Source organism: Kribbella hippodromi, from assembly GCF_039531045.1.
GTDB lineage: Bacteria > Actinomycetota > Actinomycetes > Propionibacteriales > Kribbellaceae > Kribbella > Kribbella hippodromi.
This window is the reverse complement of record NZ_BAAAPH010000019.1, coordinates 1-16,411: the sequence shown is the minus strand read 5'-3', so window position 1 is coordinate 16,411 and position 16,411 is coordinate 1. Positions and strand designations below refer to the sequence as shown.

Annotated in this window: 20 protein-coding genes; 16 read left to right on the top strand and 4 right to left on the bottom strand. The window is 67.8% G+C overall.

The genetic code is table 11. The annotated features are described in order from the left end of the window. The first annotated feature begins 20 nt into the window (after positions 1-20). From ABD260_RS26490 to ABD260_RS26480, 3 genes are all read left to right on the top strand, one after another. Complete coding sequence (locus tag ABD260_RS26490) at positions 21-308, top strand: DUF1905 domain-containing protein (protein ID WP_344237515.1); 288 nt, start codon at positions 21-23, stop codon at positions 306-308. Positions 309-529: 221 nt separating this feature from the next. Next, the gene (locus ABD260_RS26485; RefSeq protein ID WP_344237513.1) at positions 530-796 is read left to right on the top strand and encodes a hypothetical protein; all 267 of its coding nucleotides are present in this window, start codon (positions 530-532) and stop codon (positions 794-796) included. Between the two features lie 30 nt (positions 797-826). Next, entirely contained in the window at positions 827-1,954 is a 1,128-nt protein-coding gene (locus ABD260_RS26480; RefSeq protein ID WP_344237511.1) for an epoxide hydrolase family protein, read from the top strand. A 5-nt stretch (positions 1,955-1,959) separates the two neighbouring features. Here the strand turns inward: ABD260_RS26480 and ABD260_RS26475 are convergent, their stop codons facing one another. Beyond that, positions 1,960-2,913 carry a quinone oxidoreductase family protein gene (locus ABD260_RS26475; RefSeq protein ID WP_344237509.1) on the bottom strand — a complete coding sequence of 318 codons (954 nt, stop codon included), beginning with the start codon at positions 2,911-2,913 and terminating at the stop codon, positions 1,960-1,962. Positions 2,914-2,953: 40 nt separating this feature from the next. Here ABD260_RS26475 and ABD260_RS26470 point away from each other — a divergent pair, with 40 nt between their 5' ends. The 6 genes from ABD260_RS26470 (at position 2,954) to ABD260_RS26445 (ending at position 7,330) form a co-directional block, all read left to right on the top strand. Next, on the top strand, positions 2,954-3,580 hold the full coding sequence (locus ABD260_RS26470) for a DUF2461 domain-containing protein (RefSeq protein WP_344237507.1): 627 nt from the start codon (positions 2,954-2,956) through the stop codon (positions 3,578-3,580). A gap of 255 nt (positions 3,581-3,835) precedes the next feature. Then, positions 3,836-4,696, top strand: coding sequence for a helix-turn-helix domain-containing protein (locus ABD260_RS26465; RefSeq protein ID WP_344237505.1), 861 nt, complete (start codon positions 3,836-3,838; stop codon positions 4,694-4,696). Positions 4,697-4,964: 268 nt separating this feature from the next. Then, positions 4,965-5,234, top strand: a complete 270-nt coding sequence (gene tgmA, locus ABD260_RS26460) for a putative ATP-grasp-modified RiPP (RefSeq protein ID WP_344237503.1) — start codon at positions 4,965-4,967, stop codon at positions 5,232-5,234. A 5-nt stretch (positions 5,235-5,239) separates the two neighbouring features. Beyond that, complete coding sequence (locus tag ABD260_RS26455; protein WP_344237501.1) at positions 5,240-5,971, top strand: MvdC/MvdD family ATP grasp protein; 732 nt, start codon at positions 5,240-5,242, stop codon at positions 5,969-5,971. Further along, positions 5,929-6,183, top strand: coding sequence for an MvdC/MvdD family ATP grasp protein (locus ABD260_RS26450; RefSeq protein WP_344237499.1), 255 nt, complete (start codon positions 5,929-5,931; stop codon positions 6,181-6,183). Before ABD260_RS26455 ends, ABD260_RS26450 begins: the two co-directional genes overlap by 43 nt. Further along, positions 6,176-7,330: a methyltransferase domain-containing protein gene (locus ABD260_RS26445; protein ID WP_344237497.1), complete on the top strand. Its 1,155-nt coding sequence runs from the start codon at positions 6,176-6,178 to the stop codon at positions 7,328-7,330. Before ABD260_RS26450 ends, ABD260_RS26445 begins: the two co-directional genes overlap by 8 nt. Before the next feature lie 31 nt (positions 7,331-7,361). Here ABD260_RS26445 and ABD260_RS26440 read toward each other — a convergent pair whose 3' ends face one another. Further along, entirely contained in the window at positions 7,362-8,234 is an 873-nt protein-coding gene (locus ABD260_RS26440) for a helix-turn-helix domain-containing protein (protein WP_344237495.1), read from the bottom strand. A gap of 451 nt (positions 8,235-8,685) precedes the next feature. Here ABD260_RS26440 and ABD260_RS26435 point away from each other — a divergent pair, with 451 nt between their 5' ends. Both ABD260_RS26435 and ABD260_RS26430 read left to right on the top strand, forming a co-directional pair. Continuing rightward, complete coding sequence (locus tag ABD260_RS26435; RefSeq protein ID WP_344237493.1) at positions 8,686-8,880, top strand: hypothetical protein; 195 nt, start codon at positions 8,686-8,688, stop codon at positions 8,878-8,880. Next, a complete protein-coding gene (locus ABD260_RS26430) occupies positions 8,877-9,095 on the top strand; it encodes a hypothetical protein (RefSeq protein WP_238352478.1) in 219 nt (72 codons plus the stop codon). The genes ABD260_RS26435 and ABD260_RS26430 overlap by 4 nt, the downstream gene beginning before the upstream one ends. A 239-nt stretch (positions 9,096-9,334) precedes the next feature. Here ABD260_RS26430 and ABD260_RS26425 read toward each other — a convergent pair whose 3' ends face one another. Beyond that, positions 9,335-9,568, bottom strand: coding sequence for a DUF397 domain-containing protein (locus ABD260_RS26425; RefSeq protein ID WP_344237490.1), 234 nt, complete (start codon positions 9,566-9,568; stop codon positions 9,335-9,337). A gap of 323 nt (positions 9,569-9,891) precedes the next feature. Between ABD260_RS26425 and ABD260_RS26420 the strand changes: the two genes are divergently transcribed. From ABD260_RS26420 to ABD260_RS26410, 3 genes are all read left to right on the top strand, one after another. Further along, positions 9,892-10,725 carry a SigB/SigF/SigG family RNA polymerase sigma factor gene (locus ABD260_RS26420; RefSeq protein WP_344237488.1) on the top strand — a complete coding sequence of 278 codons (834 nt, stop codon included), beginning with the start codon at positions 9,892-9,894 and terminating at the stop codon, positions 10,723-10,725. A gap of 121 nt (positions 10,726-10,846) precedes the next feature. Further along, a complete protein-coding gene (locus tag ABD260_RS26415; RefSeq protein ID WP_344237486.1) occupies positions 10,847-11,599 on the top strand; it encodes a hypothetical protein in 753 nt (250 codons plus the stop codon). 131 nt (positions 11,600-11,730) lie between these two features. Then, the gene (locus ABD260_RS26410) at positions 11,731-12,843 is read left to right on the top strand and encodes an NAD(P)/FAD-dependent oxidoreductase (RefSeq protein ID WP_344237484.1); all 1,113 of its coding nucleotides are present in this window, start codon (positions 11,731-11,733) and stop codon (positions 12,841-12,843) included. On the opposite strand, the gene ABD260_RS26405 is transcribed toward ABD260_RS26410, so the two are convergent. Beyond that, a complete protein-coding gene (locus tag ABD260_RS26405; RefSeq protein ID WP_344237482.1) occupies positions 12,835-13,638 on the bottom strand; it encodes a GbsR/MarR family transcriptional regulator in 804 nt (267 codons plus the stop codon). The genes ABD260_RS26410 and ABD260_RS26405 overlap by 9 nt on opposite strands. Before the next feature lie 154 nt (positions 13,639-13,792). Here ABD260_RS26405 and ABD260_RS26400 point away from each other — a divergent pair, with 154 nt between their 5' ends. Both ABD260_RS26400 and ABD260_RS26395 read left to right on the top strand, forming a co-directional pair. Further along, positions 13,793-14,662 carry an ABC transporter ATP-binding protein gene (locus ABD260_RS26400; RefSeq protein WP_344237480.1) on the top strand — a complete coding sequence of 290 codons (870 nt, stop codon included), beginning with the start codon at positions 13,793-13,795 and terminating at the stop codon, positions 14,660-14,662. Beyond that, entirely contained in the window at positions 14,659-15,495 is an 837-nt protein-coding gene (locus ABD260_RS26395) for an ABC transporter permease (RefSeq protein WP_344237478.1), read from the top strand. Before ABD260_RS26400 ends, ABD260_RS26395 begins: the two co-directional genes overlap by 4 nt. Positions 15,496-16,411: the final 916 nt, after the last annotated feature.

Below are 16,411 nucleotides of genomic sequence, written 5' to 3'. Positions count from 1 at the left end.
GGTGTAGAGAGGAGCTCACGATGAGCAGCAAGACCGGAAAACTGGACCGGACGTTCACCGCGCCGCTGCTGAAGAGCGAGGCGAAGGGCGGCTGGACGTACCTGAAGATGCCGGATTCGGCGGAGTACTTCGGCACCCGCGGGCTGGTCAAGGTGCGCGGCACGATGGACGGGCATCCGTTCGAGAGCTCGTTCATGGCGCTCGGCGACGGTACCCACAAGCTGCCGGTGAAGGGCGAGCTGCGGGACCTGCTCGGCAAGCAGCCGGGGGACGAGATCACCGTTCATCTGGAAGAACGACTCGGCTGACAGTGACTTCCATTTGATCTGAGATCACCGTCACAGCCGGTCATGTCGTGAGTAAGGAGTGCGTGAAGAATCGCTCCTGACCGGGTCGTAGGCTGTGGATCGTCGTTTACCTGACCGTAAATTCGATGCTTGGGTGGTCCGTCGAAGTCAGGAGTGAACGAGGTGCTACGGGGCTCACGGGGCGTGCCGTCGGCGTGCCCGGGATCAGGCCGGGTCCGGCCGTGATCACACTGAACAAGATTCTCGGCGCGGCCGGGGCGGTGCTGCTGCTCGCCGGTGCGCTGCTCGGCTTCCGGTCGGTGTCGGCCGGCGGTACGAGCTGCGGCTCGGCCTTCCAGCCCGCCGCCGGGATCACGCCGATGGCCTGCGACAACGCGCTGAACGGCGCGAGCACGCTGACCATCGTGGTGATCATCGCCGGGGTGCTCTGCCTGATCGGCGCGATCGCGATCAAGGTGCTCCGGGACCGCGCCAAGGTCAGCGCCTGAGTTCAGGCATCGGTAGGCCATCATTCCGGTGTGACGATTGAACCGTTCCGGCTCGATGTGCCGGAGAGCGAGCTGGACGATCTGCGCCGCCGGCTCGACCAGGTGCGCTGGCCGTCCGAACTGCCCGGTGCGGCGTGGTCGCGGGGCGTTCCGGTGGCGTACCTGCGGGAGCTCGTCGCGTACTGGCGGGACTCATATGGCTGGCGTACTGCTGAAGCGCGCTTGAACGAATGGCCGCAGTACACCACCACGATCGATGGCGCGAACGTCCACTTCGTGCACCTGCCTTCGCCGTCGCCGGACGCGCTCCCGCTGGTGATCACGCACGGCTGGCCCGGCTCGATCGTCGAGTTCACCGAGCTCGTCAAGCTGCTCGGGGATTTCCACCTGATCCTGCCGACCATCCCCGGTTTCACGCTGTCAGGACCGGTCGTTGAGCCCGGCTGGGAATTCAAGCGCGTCGCCCGTGCGTGGACCGAGCTGGTGACTCGGCTCGGGTATGACCGGTACGGCGTGCAGGGCGGCGACTGGGGTGCGGCGATCGCGCGTGAGGTCGGGCGGATCGATGCCGCGCGGGTGGTCGGCGTACACCTCAACCTGATCCCGGGCGGGGGCGCGACGTCCGAGCCGACGCCGGAGGAGCTCGCGCCGCTCGACGTCGCGGAGCGGGAACGTACGTGGGCCTCATGGCGGCGGGCGCGGGAGTTCGCGACCGAAGAGCAGGGGTACGCCGATCTGCAATCGACGCGGCCGCAGACCTTGGCGTACGCGTTGACCGACTCACCGGTCGGGCAGCTGGCCTGGATCGCGGAGAAGTTCGCGACCTGGACGGACCCGGCGTCCGCGGTTGATCGCGACGCACTGCTCACCAACGTGATGCTCTACTGGCTGACCCGGACCGCGGGATCGGCCGGCGCGATCTACTACGAGCGCGCCCACGCTGCGTACTGGGGTCAGCCGGCCGAGCCGTCGCGTACGCCGACGGCGCTGCTCGATCTTGCGCATGAGAACTTCATCCCGCTTCGGCACAAGGTCGCGGCGACCGACAATGTCGTCCGGTGGACCAGCCATCCGCAGGGTGGTCACTTCGCCGCGCTCGAACAGCCGGAGGTGCTGGCGGCCGACATCCGCGCGTTCTTCGGGGCTCTTACGGCTTGAGGACTTTACGGTTTGAGGATCAGTTTGCCGGTGCTGCGGCGGGACAACAGGTCCTCGTGTGAACGGCGCGCCTCCTCCAGTGGGTACTCGGCGCCGACCAGCGGGTGCAGTTTCTTCTCGGCTGTCAGTTCGAGCATCGCGGACAGCGGATGCGCGTACATCCCGGGCTGCCGGAGCGTGGGCGCCAGCCAGAAGCCGCCGACCGAAAGGTTGCGCTGGGCAAGCGAACTCGGATCGACTGCGGGCCGCCCGACTCGCGCGGCGTTGCCGTAGTTGATCAGCCGGCCGAAGTCGGCCAGACAGTCGATCCCGGCCAGCATCGCCGGCCCACCGGCCGGATCCAGCACGATGTCGGCACCCCGGCCGTCGGTCGCGGCCCGCACCCGGTCGACGTACCCGTCCAGACTGTTGTCAACGGCAACATCCGCGCCGAGCTCCAGCGCGAGCTCGCGCTTGGCCGGGCTGGACGCGGTCGCGACCACCTGCCCCGCGCCGAAGTGCTTGGCGAGCTGGATCGCGAGCGAGCCGACCCCACCGGCGGCCGCGTTGACGAGGACCGTGTCGCCGCAGTCCATCCGCGCGCTCTTCCGGAGCACGTGCCAGGCGGTGAGGCCCTGAATGAGCAGCGCGAGTGCTTGCCCGTCGCTGACCTCCTTGGGTACGTCGACGGCCAGATCACTCGGTGCTGCCGCGTACTCCGCGTACCCACCGCCCTTCTCGAGGATCGCCGCCAGGACGCGGCGGTTGCGCTTCGTACGCCCGATGATCTCCACGCCCGGTACGAACGGGAGCGTCACGCCACCGCGGTACGAGCCGTCGGTGCGATGGGTGTCCGCGAAGTTCACCCCCGCCGCACTGACCTCGACCAGCAACTCGCCCTTACCGGCGACCGGCGGGTCGAGCTCGGCCGGGACGAGGACTTCGGGGCCGCCGAGTTCGGTGACCTGGATCGCGCGCATGGGGTCCGTCCGTTCGCTGCCGGGGAACTATCGTGTCGCTATGAGTTTTACCGGTTTCCCGGCGGCGGCGCTGGATTTCTACGACGATCTCGAAATGGACAACACCAAGTCCTTCTGGACGGCGCACAAGCACGTCTACGAGGAGTCGGTGCGCGCGCCGATGACGGAGCTGGCGGCCGAGCTCGAGGAGGAGTTCGGTGCCGCGAAGCTGTTCCGCCCGTACCGGGACGTCCGCTTCGCCAAGGACAAGACGCCGTACAAGACCCATCAAGGCGCGTACGTCGCGGTCGCGCCGGCCACCGGATGGTACGTGCAGGTGTCAGCGCCCGGCGTACGCGTAGGCGCCGGCTTCTATGACGCGACCCCCGACCGCCTGGCCCGCTTCCGCACCGCCATCGCCGAAGACCGCCGCGGCCGCCAACTCGAGAAACTCCTCGCCAAACTCACCAAGGCCGGCTGGACCATCGGCGGCGACAAACTCAAAACCACCCCCCGCGGCTACGACCCCGACCACCCCCGCATCGACCTCCTCCGCCACAAAACCCTGACGGTCGGCAAGAACTACGGCTTCGAACCCTTCATCCACACCCCCGCCCTGACCACCCAAATCCGCACCGACTGGCGAGCCACCACCCCCCTCATCACCTGGCTGACCGACAACACCTAGGGAAGGCGGAGCCGACCGCCTGTGACGACTACTCCACAAGCTCCGCGGCTGATGAGACCGCCACCGACCCCGCCGGTTCATCCTCTGGCTCGCCCAAGAGGATTGACCTGACAAGACCGTACGGAGGGTGACGGTTCTTGTACCATACGAATCTGGGTGCCGGTATCGGTCCGTTGGACGGTGGTCAGGTCCCGCTGGACGGCCGATCGATCGGGATCCGTACCGTTCGGAGTCGAGAACGCGAGGTTGTGGACAATGCCGAGACCAGCCGGCCCGCCAACAGTGCGGCTGCGCCGTCTCGCCACCGAACTCCGCATCCTCCGCACCGAGGCCGCCCTCACCCGCGAACAGGTACAGGACCGCACCGGCGTCAACCAAGGCACCCTCTGGCGAATCGAAAAAGGCCAGGCCAAACCCCACCTCGGCACCCTCGAAACCCTCTTCGACCTCTACAACGTCACCCCGGCCCGCCGCACCGAGCTCATCGAGCTGACCCGAGGCGCGAAGCAGCCCGGCTGGCTGCGGCAGTTCACGGACGTCATTCCCCGCGGATACGCCGCGTACATCAGCTTCGAGTCGGAAGCGAAGGCCGCGCACAACTACGAGTCGCTCTACATCCCCGGACTCCTGCAGACCGAGGAGTACGCCCGCGCCTCGGTGCTCGACGGCCTGCCGATGGACGCCGACGAGGTCGAGCAGAACGTCCGCACCCGGCTCGAACGCCAGATCGTGCTGAGCCGGCAGCGCGAAGACCGTGATCCGCTCGAGTTCTGGGCAGTGATCGACGAAGCGGCCCTCCGGCGAGAGGTCGGCGGGCGCGCGGTCATGCGCGCGCAGCTGGCCCGGTTACTGGAGCTGAGCGAGCAACCGAACATCATGCTCCAGGTGATCCCGTTCGACCGCGGCGCCCACCCCGGCATGACCGGCGCCTTCGTCCGGCTCAACTTCGGCCCCACAGCCCCCGACATCGTGTACGTCGAGAGCCTGGCCGGCGACATCTTCCTGGAAACCGAAGCCGAAATCGACCGCTACGGCCTGGTCTTCGACCACCTCCGAGCCATGGCCCTCAGCCCCCGCGACACCACCGCCTTCATCGGCAACTTGATCAACCCCTGAGCTGCCGCGCCACTATCCACAACCTCGCGTTTCGGGCGTCCCATCGGACCACGCCGCGCTGAAACCCGCCGCGGACGTCCGTTTCCAGCATCCTGAGCAGCCTTTCGCACGCTCAGATTCGGATGGTGTCCGGGGCGTCACCCTCCGTACGGTCGTTCCCATGACCACACAAGTTGGCCACACCCAATGAGCAGCGGGGCGGGCATGCCGGCCCCCTGACGCCCGTGCCCGTCCTGCTTTCCACCCTCCTGCGCCGAAGGACCTCGCCATGCCCAGCTCAACAGCACGCCCGTGGGGCTTGACCCGCGCCACACCCATCAAAGAGGTACCGGGTGAAACTGCGCCGGCCTCGATGACAATCGATCCCGCCACCCAACTGACCGTGTACCGCGACGCTGCCGGACGGGTCGCGCAGGCCGGACCGCCGAAGCACGGAACGTCTCGGCAGACCGTCACCAGCCAGCCGACCGGCGGCCGCGACGGTCAGCACGGCGACTCACCTGATGACACGCGCGTCGTCACCTACGTACCCGACTGACGACAATGACCTATCCCGTACTGGTGCTGACCAGCGTCGACGATCCCACCTCGGATGTGGTGATCGAAGAGCTGAACGCACGAGATGTCCCCGTAGTGCGGTGCGATCCGGCGGACGTACTGAACGGTCAGCTCATGGTGGCTGCCCGTTACGGCGCCGGTCGGAGCATCCTGCGTACCGCTAGTCGTGAGCTGGAGCTGCACAGCGTCAGGTCGGTCTACTACCGCCGGCCGTCGCCGTACCAGGCACCGGCCGCGATGACCGAGCGCGATGGTCGTTTCGCCGCGGATCAGGCGCGGTACGGCATGGGTGGTGTCCTGTCGGGCATCCGGGCGCGCTGGGTCAACCACATCTGGCGCTCGCTGGAAGCAGACTTCAAGCCGAGGCAGCTCACCGTGGCTCACGAGGCCGGTTTCGCCGTACCGCCGACGTTGATCACGAATGCTCCGGATCAAGCGCGCGCGTTCGCTGCCGCGTACGACCGTGTCCTGTACAAACCGTTGCATGCGAGCGACCTGCGCACCGAAGCCGGCGACTGCTCGGTCATCTGGGTGGACGAGGTCCAACCCGATGATCTCGACGACACCATCGGGACCACGCTGCACCTGTTTCAGCAGTGCGTCGACAAGGTCGCCGATGTCCGTACGACGATGATCGGCCGGAAGAATTCAGCGTCCGGATCGATTCGCCCCACGTGGACTGGCGGCGCGACTACACGTCCGTCAGCTACCAGGTGATCGACACGCCTGATGACGTGGTGCGGGCGTGCGAGTCGTACCTCGAACGCTTCGGTCTGTTGTTCGGCGCCTTCGACTTCGGTCTCGGCCGTGATGGGCGCTGGTGGTGGTACGAGTGCAACAGCGGTGGCCAGTGGCACTGGCTCGAACTGGAAACAGGTCTTCCACTGACCGCGACAATTGCCGATCTCCTGGAGTGCCGTGATGACTGACCCGAACCCTGCCCCGGACTGGCGATCGCTGGCACAGTCGATGGTCCGGGCGATCAAGCAAGAGGGCTACCTGCACAGCCCTGCGCTCGAAAGGGCGTTTCTCGAGATACCCCGGCATGCCTTCGTCCCGGAGTTCTTCCGGTTGAAGCAGAACGCGGCCGGCGTCACCACGATCGATGGCGTCGTCGATGCGACCGATCCGGCCTGGCTCCACACCGTGTACACGAATGAGGCTCTGATCACCCAGGTCAAGCCGATCGCCGGGCAACCTGGTGCGACGGCGTTCACCTGCTCGTCCTCGGCGCCGGCGCTGATGGCGGACATGATCGAGGAGCTCGAGATCGAGCCTGGGATGCACGTCCTGGAGATCGGCACCGGCACCGGGTACAACGCCGCCATCCTGTGCCACCTCTTGGGGGACCAGGCGGTGACCACGATCGACATCGACCCGCAACTGACGGCCCGGGCACGGGAGCGCCTCGCCGCACTCGGCTGGCACCCGTCCTTTCAGGCGGCCGATGACACGTACGATCGCATCCTGGCAACGCATGCCATTGCCCAGGTGCCGTACGAATGGATCCGTTGGGGTAAGGCCGGCGGGGTTGTCCTCGCCGATCTTCGAGCGCCGGACAACAACACCATCGGCGCGTGGCTGGAGCTTGTCATCGATCCGGACGGCAGGTCGGCGACCGGGAGCCTGATGGATCCGCGCGGGTACTTCATGAGCGCCCGCCAGGTGCCGGACTTCGCCTCCGCCGGCGAGCCGGTTCCTGAACTCACCGACGCACAACATCAGCGGCGTGCGGAGCAGACCGCGTCGCGGCGTACGACACTTGCGGCCAAGGTACTCGACGACCCGGACTTCCGGCTGTATCTCTGGTGCACCACGCCGGAGATCACGTTCGCGCGAATGCCGGATGGCGCGGCCTCCCTCAGCGGCCCGCGTGCCGAGTCATGGGCCCATGTTGCCGACGGCAACGTGCACCACGGCGGCGAGCAGGATCTCTGGGCCGTTACCGAACAGGCCTACGGCACCTGGAGCAGGGCCGGCCGGCCGGCGAAGGAGACCTGGACGGTGACGGTGGACTCTCAAGGGCGTTCGACCGTGAGCCTGCCTGGTGAGGACGACAGTGTTCGCCCCGGGTGATCCCACCGTGACCGGTCGCGGCGGGAAGAACTCAGCGTTCGACGTCTTTGCGGATGCGCAGGAGGTGGTCGCGGGTTTTGCTCGGGGGTGGGGCGGCGACGCAGAGGGCTTCCATGGTGGCGGTGTACTGGTCGAGGTCTTCGAGCTTGTCCAGGTAGAGGGCACTGCTGAGGTGCTCGATGTAGACCATGTCCGGAAGGTCCTGCTCCGGGAAGCGGAGGATGCTGTACGCGCCACCGGTTGCCGCGTGGCCGCCGACCGTGAAGGGCATCACCTGGAGGGTGACGTTCGGGTACTGGGATGCTTCGATCAGGTGGTCGATCTGTGCGAGCATCGCCTTGACGCCGCCGATCGGGCGCTGCAGGACCGCTTCGTCGATGACTGCCCAGAGCCGCACCGGATCGGGGCGGGTCAGAATCTCCTGGCGGTTGGTCCGGAGGGTGACCCGGCGCTCGACTTCCTCGGCCGCGATCATCCCGCGACCCAGCTGGATCACCGCGCGGATGTACTCCTCGGTCTGCAGCAGACCGGGCACGAACTGCAGCTCGTAGACACGGATCAGCTGCGCCGCGGCTTCCAGGTCCAGATAAGAGTGGAACCAGCTCGGCAGCACGTCGCCGTAGCGGTGCCACCAGCCGGGGTTGTTCGCCTCGCGGGCGAGCGCGAGCAGCCGGCCACGCTCTTCTTCGTCGTCGAGACCATAGAGAGTAAGAAGGTCGCCGACGTCGCGTTCCTTCAGGCCGACCCGGCCCAGCTCCATCCGGCTGACCTTGGACTCGGACGAGCGGATCTCCCAGCCCGCGTCGGACCGGCTGATCCCAGCGGCCACCCGCATCCGGCGAAGGTGTGCTCCGAGGATGATGCGCAGCGCGGTCGGCCCGCTTTGCGCGCCCGACTCGGTCACACCCACCTCCCAGCGGCCCCGGCGATCGTCACCAGCGGGAATCTCACCCGCGAGGGGACATCATCGCACGACGGCAGGCAGATCTGCCGAAGTTCTTACCAATGGCCGGCCAACCCGCAACAGCGATCACGGAGCGTCAGCCTAGCCGATCGCCCTATCAGCCACTTTGTCAGTACAAAGTTATCCATTCGACGTGCTGACGAACACCGTTCGACGCGCCTGATCCAGCCTGCTTCAGGCGGAAACCGGCCGATTGTGGTCTCGAATTGGAAAACGTGCGGATGCACGTGCATCGGGCGCTTGCATTCGCTGCGTGCTGACGCCATGATTGATTCATGCACAGAAGGTGAGCTGTATCTCGCGAAAAGTGACCTCGCGTGATCCGGCAGGCCGGTCCTACAGACCGCCGGCGGCACCGCCACCGGCACGACTGGTTGGGGAACCCGAGTCGATGAACGACGACGACAGTGGGGCAGCGCAACGTACGGCCGCGCGGGCCGGCGGGCACGCGCCCGAAGAGCTGACCGAGCGGGAGATCCAGGAACTGGTGGCGCGTTGCCCCGAGCAACAGCGCTGGGCCTTCGAAGGCTGGCTGCGCGGCGTCCGGCAGCTGGACGGCGACCCGATCGTGAGCATGGCGCCATGACCACAGACAGAACGGCAGGAGGACGGAAGATGGTGCGGATCTGGCTGGGCGACCACCTGATCGCGGAGTACGCGGCCGAGCCCGATCGTGCGTCGCGCTATCAGAAGGTGATGACGCCGAAGTTCACCGGATTGCGAATCACCGTTGACAATGCGGCGACCGGCAAGGCCTCGGAGCTCCCGAGCGAGCAGCTCTGGCCGCTGACCGTCCAGTAGTCCTCTGTACTGTTCTGTACCTGTCGTACCCCGCCCCTCGAGCACGCCAGGTTCGACTCTCGCCGGAGAGCCGGACCTGGCGTTTCCATGTCCGCACCACCTGACCTCCAGCGCCCTCTCGGTCCGCCGGCCAACTCGGCGCGTACGGATCGAGTGGCGCCGCTCCGGGCACGCAGAAGGGCCCCTTCGTCACTCGCCTGGCGAAGGGGCCCTTGATCTGTGTTACGCAGTTGTAAGGATCAGGCTAGGTAGTCGAACTCGCCGTCCTGGACTCCACCGAAGAACGCCTCGATCTCTGCCTTGGTGAAGACCAGCGCCGGGCCCTCGGTGAAGCGGGAGTTGCGTACCGCCACACCGCCGTCCGGGAGCTTCGCCACCTCGACACAGTTGCCCTGAGGGCCGCTTCGCTGGCTCTTGCGCCATGTCAGCTCGGTGTTCGAGTCGCCAGGCATGCCGTTGTAGATCGCAGTCATCAGCTGCACCTTCCATACGTACTTGGCATATGCACGTGCATTTGGGCTTGCATTTGCATCGTACACGGTTTGGGGTCATGTGTCCGCTTCCTTACTTCCTGTCACCGTGTCGAGGTCAAACGCTCGTTGGAACGGCGTGTTCGTCGCCGTCGGTGACGGATCAGCCGCTCATGGACCACGCGTACGTCTCCGGTACCCCCGCCTGTACGACATCCGGAACGCGATGCATGAGATCCGGAGTAGTGGGTACGACTTCTCCTGCAGGCATGACCGTGGTTCAGCTAAGTGCCACGCCGTGACGAGACAGTCGCGAGGTCATACCAATGGGAACGAGCACCATGGAGCGGGCTTCGGCCCCGAGTCCGCTTGAGCGGACCGGTCCGATCGATCGGACCGCACGAGAAGCAGCCACCCGGGAACTGATGGAACGCCGGGCCGCCAGCACCGATGCCGACGAACGGCAGGAACTGCTCGAGCAAGTCGTCGAGCTCAATCTGGAAATGGCCAAGGGGATCGCGCGCCGCTTTCGCGGCCGGGGCGCCGAGGCCGATGACCTGGAACAGGTCGCCTACCTGGGTCTGGTGAAAGCCGCCCACCACTATCGGCTGGAGGCGGACACCCCGTTCATCGGGTTCGCCATCCCGACCATCCGCGGCGAGGTCAAGCGGTACTTCCGCGACTGCGCCTGGACGGTACGGATTCCGCGCCGGCTGCAGGAGATGCAAGGAACGATCGCCACCAAGCTGCCCGAGCTGGAGCAGGAGCTGAACCGCGAACCGACCCCGGTCGAGATCGCCGAGCACCTCGAGGTCGAGGTGACCGAGATCGAGCAGGCGCTTGCGGCCCGGGGCTGTTTCAACGTGCTGTCGCTGGACCGGCCGGCCGAGGTGGACGCGGAGCTGACCCTGGCCGATGTGGTCGCCGACGAGGAGGACGCGACCATCGACCAGCTGGAGACGGTCGAGATGCTGGAACCGGTGCTCGCCGATCTGGGTGAGCGCGACCGCCGCATCCTGCAGCTCCGGTTCGTCGAAGGCTGGACCCAGTCCGAGATCGGCAACGACATCGGCGTCAGCCAGATGCAGGTGTCCCGGGTGCTGCGCCGCATCCTCGACGACCTCCGGGACAAGCTCGATCCGGTCCAGGCCGCCGCCTAACCCCTCGCCTCTCAACGGCAGCCCGCGCTCCGACCGGGCGTGCGTCACGACTCGCTGGTGGTCGTGACTCACGCCCGGTGGCGGCGGGTTGCACAATGGGGGTTGACGAGGGGATGGGTAGTTGCTTCTGGCATTGCGGATGTTCAAGACCGTGCCCGCGGACGCGGTCGCGGTGGTACGCGCGTACCCACCGATGGTGATCTGCTTCGCGGCCGCACTGACCGGTACCGCGCTGGTGTTCGACATCTTCTATCTCGTCGCCAGCCCGGGCCTCACCCTCGCCCTTGTCTATACAGTGCCGGTACTCGCCGGCCTGATCGCCGGTTTGGTCGCTGCCGCGGACGACGTCGGCCTGGAACGACGGGTGCTGCTGCGTACGGTCGGGCTGGCCGTTGCCGTCGGCATCACCAACGCGATCGTGGTGGCAATGATCGCGGCGATGATCCGTACCGACCCGCACAACTGGGCCGCCGGTGGTCAGTCGGTCCTGTTCGCCGGCTGCACCGTTTTCGCGGTCGCCGTCTCGATCGTTGCCTGCCGCAAGTTGATCGGTGCGCTGGGCATCGAGTTGAGTACGCGGCTGCCGCACCGCAAGTCCACCCGCCCGCCGGTCGCGGCCCCCGCAGTGGCGGCGCCCCGGCCGAAGGTGAGCAAGGAATCCGCCGCCCGCGCCAAGCCAACCGAACCGCCGCCGCCACCACCGCCGAGGGAGGACACCATCCCCCTCTTCGTCCCACCGCCCCCCAAGATCGTGGACCTCGACGAGGCCCGCCCAGTCACCACCTCCGGCCCCGCCACACCTCATTCCCCCCGCACCCGCCGCACCCCCACCCCCCGCCGCCCCAACAAACCCGGCCGCCGCCCCGGCACCTGAGCAGCATCTGGACAGTACGTATATGTCCACTGCGCGCCTCCGCCCCCAGGGCGGACGGTCAGCTGAGCGGTCAGTGGGCGTATACGTACTGTCCATCTGCCGAGGTCATCCGGTCTGCCAGACTGTGCGATGTGTGGGATCTGGTGATTGTGGGTGCTGGGCCGGCCGGGGCTGGTGCGGCGTTGGGGGCGTTGGCGGCGGATCCGACTTTGTCGGTGTTGTTGCTGGACCGGCACGACTTTCCGCGGGACAAGGCGTGTGGTGACGGGATCGCGCCGCACGTACTCGATCTGCTCGCCGAGGTCGGGGTGACCGGGATCCTCGACGACTGGACGCCGGTGCGCCGGTTCGTGCTCAACAAGGGCGAGGTCGGCGTCGACCGGGAGATGCATCGCCCGACCTGGGTGGTGCCGCGCGCGGTGTTCGACGAGCGGCTCGTCGCGGCGGCGCAGGCAGCGGGAGCGCAGCTTGTCCGGCGGCGCGTCCGCGAGCTGACGATCGACCATCGCGAGGTCACGCTGGACGGTGAGCTCAAGGCGCGGTTCGTGGTCGGCGCGGACGGTGCGCATTCCGTCGTACGCCGCGAGCTCGGCACCAAAGCGGGCCCGGTCGCGCTGGCGATTCGTGGGTACGCGCCGACGCCGCCGGATCGCGCCGCGAGTCAGGTGATCGCGTACGGTCCCGGCCGTCAGCCCTCATACGCGTGGTCGTTCGACCGTGGCGATGGGTGGTCCAACGTCGGGTACGGCGAACTGCTCGCCGCCGACCGCCCGCGCCCGACGCGGACCGATCTGCTCGGCAATCTCGAAACGCTGCTCCCCGGCGCGACCGACGGCGGCGAATCGTGGTGGGGCCATCACCTGCCACTCGCCGGCTGGACCTGGCGTCCGCCGCGCGGCCCGGTGCTGCTCGCCGGTGACGCGGCCGGCCTGATCAACCCGATGACGGGCGAAGGCATCTACTACGCGGTCGCCACCGGTATGCATGCCGGTCGCGCCGTCGCGGAGGCTCTGCGCGCGAACAGTTCGGACGCGGGTACGCCGTATCGTCGCCGCACGTCCCGCATGCTGTCGAGGCACCTCCGGCACACCGCGCTGATCGCTCAACTCAGTCGCTCGGAGCGGATCCTCAACGCCGGGATTCGCGCGGCCGCGGGGGACCAGCAGATCTTCGACGATCTGGTCGAGCTCGGTCTGGCCGACGGCGGCGTCACTCGAAGGATGCTCAGTACGCTCCTACCGTGAACTGTTCTTGACCGCGTACGTGATCGCGTCGGCGGCCCGCTCAACCGGCCACTCCAGCTCGCTCGCAAGCTCCTCGACCGTGAGCAGCTGATCCGCCTCCCAGAGCGTCGCGAGTACGGACAAGCAATCGACGAAGCCGGCGCCGCCGGTCATGTCCTCGCTGAGCCGCCCGAAGAACGCCGCCATCTGCGCGAGCCGCTCGCCCGCCGGACTGTCCGGCCCGAGCAGCTCAGCGCCCTCGGCCGCGGTCTCCGCCCAGTTCAGATTGGTGCCGGCGCTCACCTCCCATGCCTTCAACCAGACGTCCTCGGCAATCACATAGTGCTGGAGCCGGCGCTCCGGGTCCGGCTCGCGGTACACCATGCCGACCCGTTCCAGGTAGCCGATCGCCTTCGAAATCGACGCCGGGCTGACGTGCAGTTCGCGTACGAGCTCGGCCGCCGTCAGCGTACGGGTGTCTGACGTATAGAGCAGTGCGAGTACGCGCGACGCCATCCGGGGCAGTCCGCCTTCGACCATCATCGTGGCGAAGCGCTCGACGTACTCCTGCCGGGGGTCCCCGGTGCGCGGCCGCTCGCCCGGAGCGGCCGGCCGGCGGCGACGGGCGCGGGAGGCGGTCGCGAAGTGCGCGTGATCCGCCCGGTACCCGCCCGCGCCGCCGTTGCGCGCGACCTCGCGGGTGATCGTCGATGTCGGGCGGCCGAGTTGCCGCGCGATCTCGGCGTACCCGAGCCCGGCGGTCAGGCCGGCCGCGATCTCCAGCCGGTCCTCGTGGCTCAGCCGACCTCCAGGCATCCCGTACCTCCGTGCGTTTGCTGTCAGCCCATTGCAACGAGTTGCGTTCTCTCGCACTCTCATTGCACAGAATGCCTGGTTTTATTAGGTTTTTCCAGACCTCTGGGCCTGTAGTTGATTGCTGGTTTGGTGAACGCAACGTAGTTTCCAGGCCATGGTGATGACAGTGGACGGACTCCGGATGCGGTACGGCGACACCGAGGTACTCAGCGACGTGTCCTTCGCCGCGCGCCCCGGCGAGGTGCTCGCGCTGCTGGGGCCGAACGGTGCCGGCAAGAGCACGACGATCGAGATCCTGGAAGGTTTCCGGCTCCGGTCCGCGGGCGAGGTCGAGGTTCTCGGCGTCGACCCGGCCGCCGGTGACGAGCAGTGGCGATCCCGGCTCGGCATCGTGCTGCAGTCCTGGCGCGACCACGGCAACTGGCGTGTACGCGAGCTGCTGCACCACCTCGGCCGGTACTACGCGCCGTACTCGACCTCCGCCGCGCCGCGCCCTTGGCCGACCGGCGAACTCCTCGACGCGGTCGGTCTGACCCCGTTCGCCAAGCAGAAGATCAAAACCCTGTCCGGAGGCCAACGCCGCCGCCTCGACGTCGCGATCGGAATCGTTGGCCGCCCCGACGTATTGTTCCTGGACGAGCCGACCGTCGGCTTCGACCCGGAGGCACGGTCGGAGTTCCACGAGCTGGTCCGGCGGCTCGCGGTCGAGCAGCACACGACGATCCTGCTCACCACCCACGACCTGCACGAGGCCGACAAGCTCGCCGACCGCATCCTCGTACTCGCGGGCGGACGCATCATCGCATCCGGCACGACCGCCGAGCTGACCACCTTGATCGCTGGTCAGGACGACGTCCGGTGGTCCGTGGACGGTCAGCACTTCCGCGAATCGACGTCCGACTCGACCGGGTTCGTGCGCGGCTTGTTCGTCACGTACGGCGACGCGCTGCGTGAGCTCGAAGTACGCCGAGCTTCCCTCGAAGACACGTACCTCACGTTGGTACGAGGACAGGAGACGAAATGACCCCGGCGATCCGCATCGGCTGGCAGCGTGGACTGATCGAGCTACGGCAGTCGTTCACGAACCCGGCCGAACTGTTCAGCCATTTCCTCTGGCCCGTACTCATGCTGGTGGCGCTGTTCTTCCTCCGCGACCGCGACTTCGGCTCGACCGGGATCCTGCTCGGCGCGCTCGCGCTACCGAGCATCCTCGGGATGAACGCGGCGATGGGCATGGTCAGCATGAGCCAGCAACTCACCGCCGACCGCGAGGACGGCACGCTGCTCCGCGCGAAGGCGATCCCGAACGGCATGCTCGCGTACGTCGTCGGCAAGGTCGTCTCGGTCGCGGGCGGCCTGCTCGCCGACCTGGCCATCCTGCTGATCCCCGGCCTGTTCCTGGTCGAAGGTCTCGCCCTCGGCTCGGCGAACTGGTTCACGCTCATCTGGGTCCTGGTCCTCGGCCTGGTCGCGACCTTGCCGATCGGCGCGATCCTCGGCTCGGTCTTCACCACCGCCCGCTCCCAAGGCCTGATCCAGCTGCCCGTACTCGGGTTGATCGCAATCTCCGGCATCTTCTACCCCCTCACCGCACTACCCGGCTGGATCGCGTGGATCGGCCAGATCACCCCGATCTACTGGATGGGCCTGGGCATGCGCTCCGCCCTACTGCCGGACTCGGCCGTAGTCGTCGAGGTCGGCGACTCCTGGCGCCACCTGGAGACCGCCGCCGTACTAGGCGCCTGGGCAGTCGCCGGCCTCCTCCTCGCCCCCACCGTCCTCCGCCGAATGGCCCGCCGAGAATCCGGCTCTAAACTAGCCACCCGCCGAGCCCGAGCCCTACAACGAGCCGCCTAACAAGCTCCCAACCAACGACCTCTCCCCGTGAAAACCAACTCCCACCCCTCACCGTCCACACCACCCCGGCCGCCCTCCGCCCCGCCGGCGACACCCCCGCTTCCCCTCGCCGGCAACATCAACCACTTCCCCTCGCCGACGACACCAATCCCCGCCCCTCGCCATCCACGCCAACCTCCGCCGCCCGCACCTCCCGCTGCCTACCGCCGCCCCGCGCCGCTCACCGCCCCGCGCCGCTCACCGCCCCGCCCCGCGCCGCTCACCGCCCCGCGCTGCGCGCACCGCCCCGCGCTGCGCGCGCACCGCCCGCACCCACCCGCCGCCCCGCGCCGCGCGCAACACCCGCCTCGCCGCGCGCACCACCCGCCGCCCTGCGCCGGCGAGTCCGACCTGTCGCCGAGCCCTGCGTTTGAGGGGATAGCCCTTCAGATGAAGGGTTGCCCCCTCAAATTCTCAGGGGGCAACCCACCACCTCAGCGGGCAAGCTGGGGCCCGTCTGCGGCAATCCGTCGAGCGGCGGGGTCGAGCGGCGGGTGCGGCCGGACGCATGGCGGCGCATGTCAGCAGTTCCACCAGCCGGGGCATCCACCGCGCGACCACTTACCACCCGCCCGGCCCCGAGCCACACCAACCGCCACCTCGCAGCGGCGACACGATCCCATCCGTCGCCGGCCACTCCACTCCACCCGCCGCCCCGTACCGTCCGCACCGTCCGCCGCCCACACCACTCACCGCCCCGTACCGCCCGCCGCCCCGTACCGCCCGCCGCCCGCACCGCCCGCCGCCCGCACCACCCGCCGCCCTGCGCCGGCAACTCCGACCTATCGCTGAACCCTCCGTTTGAGGGGCTAGCCCTTCAGATGTGAACTGGTCCCCGAAAGTTGGACTGGCTGGGTAGGGAGCCTATGCCGTGAGG

What these genes read in the sequence shown, in the direction of transcription:
- ABD260_RS26445 (WP_344237497.1), top strand. Translation starts at nt 6,176, where the DNA reads ATGACTGACCCGAACCCTGCCCCGGACTGGCGATCGCTGGCACAGTCG.
- ABD260_RS26435 (WP_344237493.1), top strand. Translation starts at nt 8,686, where the DNA reads ATGAACGACGACGACAGTGGGGCAGCGCAACGTACGGCCGCGCGGGCC.
- tgmA (WP_344237503.1), top strand. Translation starts at nt 4,965, where the DNA reads ATGCCCAGCTCAACAGCACGCCCGTGGGGCTTGACCCGCGCCACACCC.
- ABD260_RS26470 (WP_344237507.1), top strand. Translation starts at nt 2,954, where the DNA reads ATGAGTTTTACCGGTTTCCCGGCGGCGGCGCTGGATTTCTACGACGAT.
- ABD260_RS26465 (WP_344237505.1), top strand. Translation starts at nt 3,836, where the DNA reads ATGCCGAGACCAGCCGGCCCGCCAACAGTGCGGCTGCGCCGTCTCGCC.
- ABD260_RS26475 (WP_344237509.1), bottom strand. Translation starts at nt 2,913, where the DNA reads ATGCGCGCGATCCAGGTCACCGAACTCGGCGGCCCCGAAGTCCTCGTC.
- ABD260_RS26430 (WP_238352478.1), top strand. Translation starts at nt 8,877, where the DNA reads ATGACCACAGACAGAACGGCAGGAGGACGGAAGATGGTGCGGATCTGG.
- ABD260_RS26455 (WP_344237501.1), top strand. Translation starts at nt 5,240, where the DNA reads ATGACCTATCCCGTACTGGTGCTGACCAGCGTCGACGATCCCACCTCG.
- ABD260_RS26395 (WP_344237478.1), top strand. Translation starts at nt 14,659, where the DNA reads ATGACCCCGGCGATCCGCATCGGCTGGCAGCGTGGACTGATCGAGCTA.
- ABD260_RS26490 (WP_344237515.1), top strand. Translation starts at nt 21, where the DNA reads ATGAGCAGCAAGACCGGAAAACTGGACCGGACGTTCACCGCGCCGCTG.
- ABD260_RS26420 (WP_344237488.1), top strand. Translation starts at nt 9,892, where the DNA reads ATGGGAACGAGCACCATGGAGCGGGCTTCGGCCCCGAGTCCGCTTGAG.
- ABD260_RS26405 (WP_344237482.1), bottom strand. Translation starts at nt 13,638, where the DNA reads ATGCCTGGAGGTCGGCTGAGCCACGAGGACCGGCTGGAGATCGCGGCC.
- ABD260_RS26400 (WP_344237480.1), top strand. Translation starts at nt 13,793, where the DNA reads ATGGTGATGACAGTGGACGGACTCCGGATGCGGTACGGCGACACCGAG.
- ABD260_RS26425 (WP_344237490.1), bottom strand. Translation starts at nt 9,568, where the DNA reads ATGACTGCGATCTACAACGGCATGCCTGGCGACTCGAACACCGAGCTG.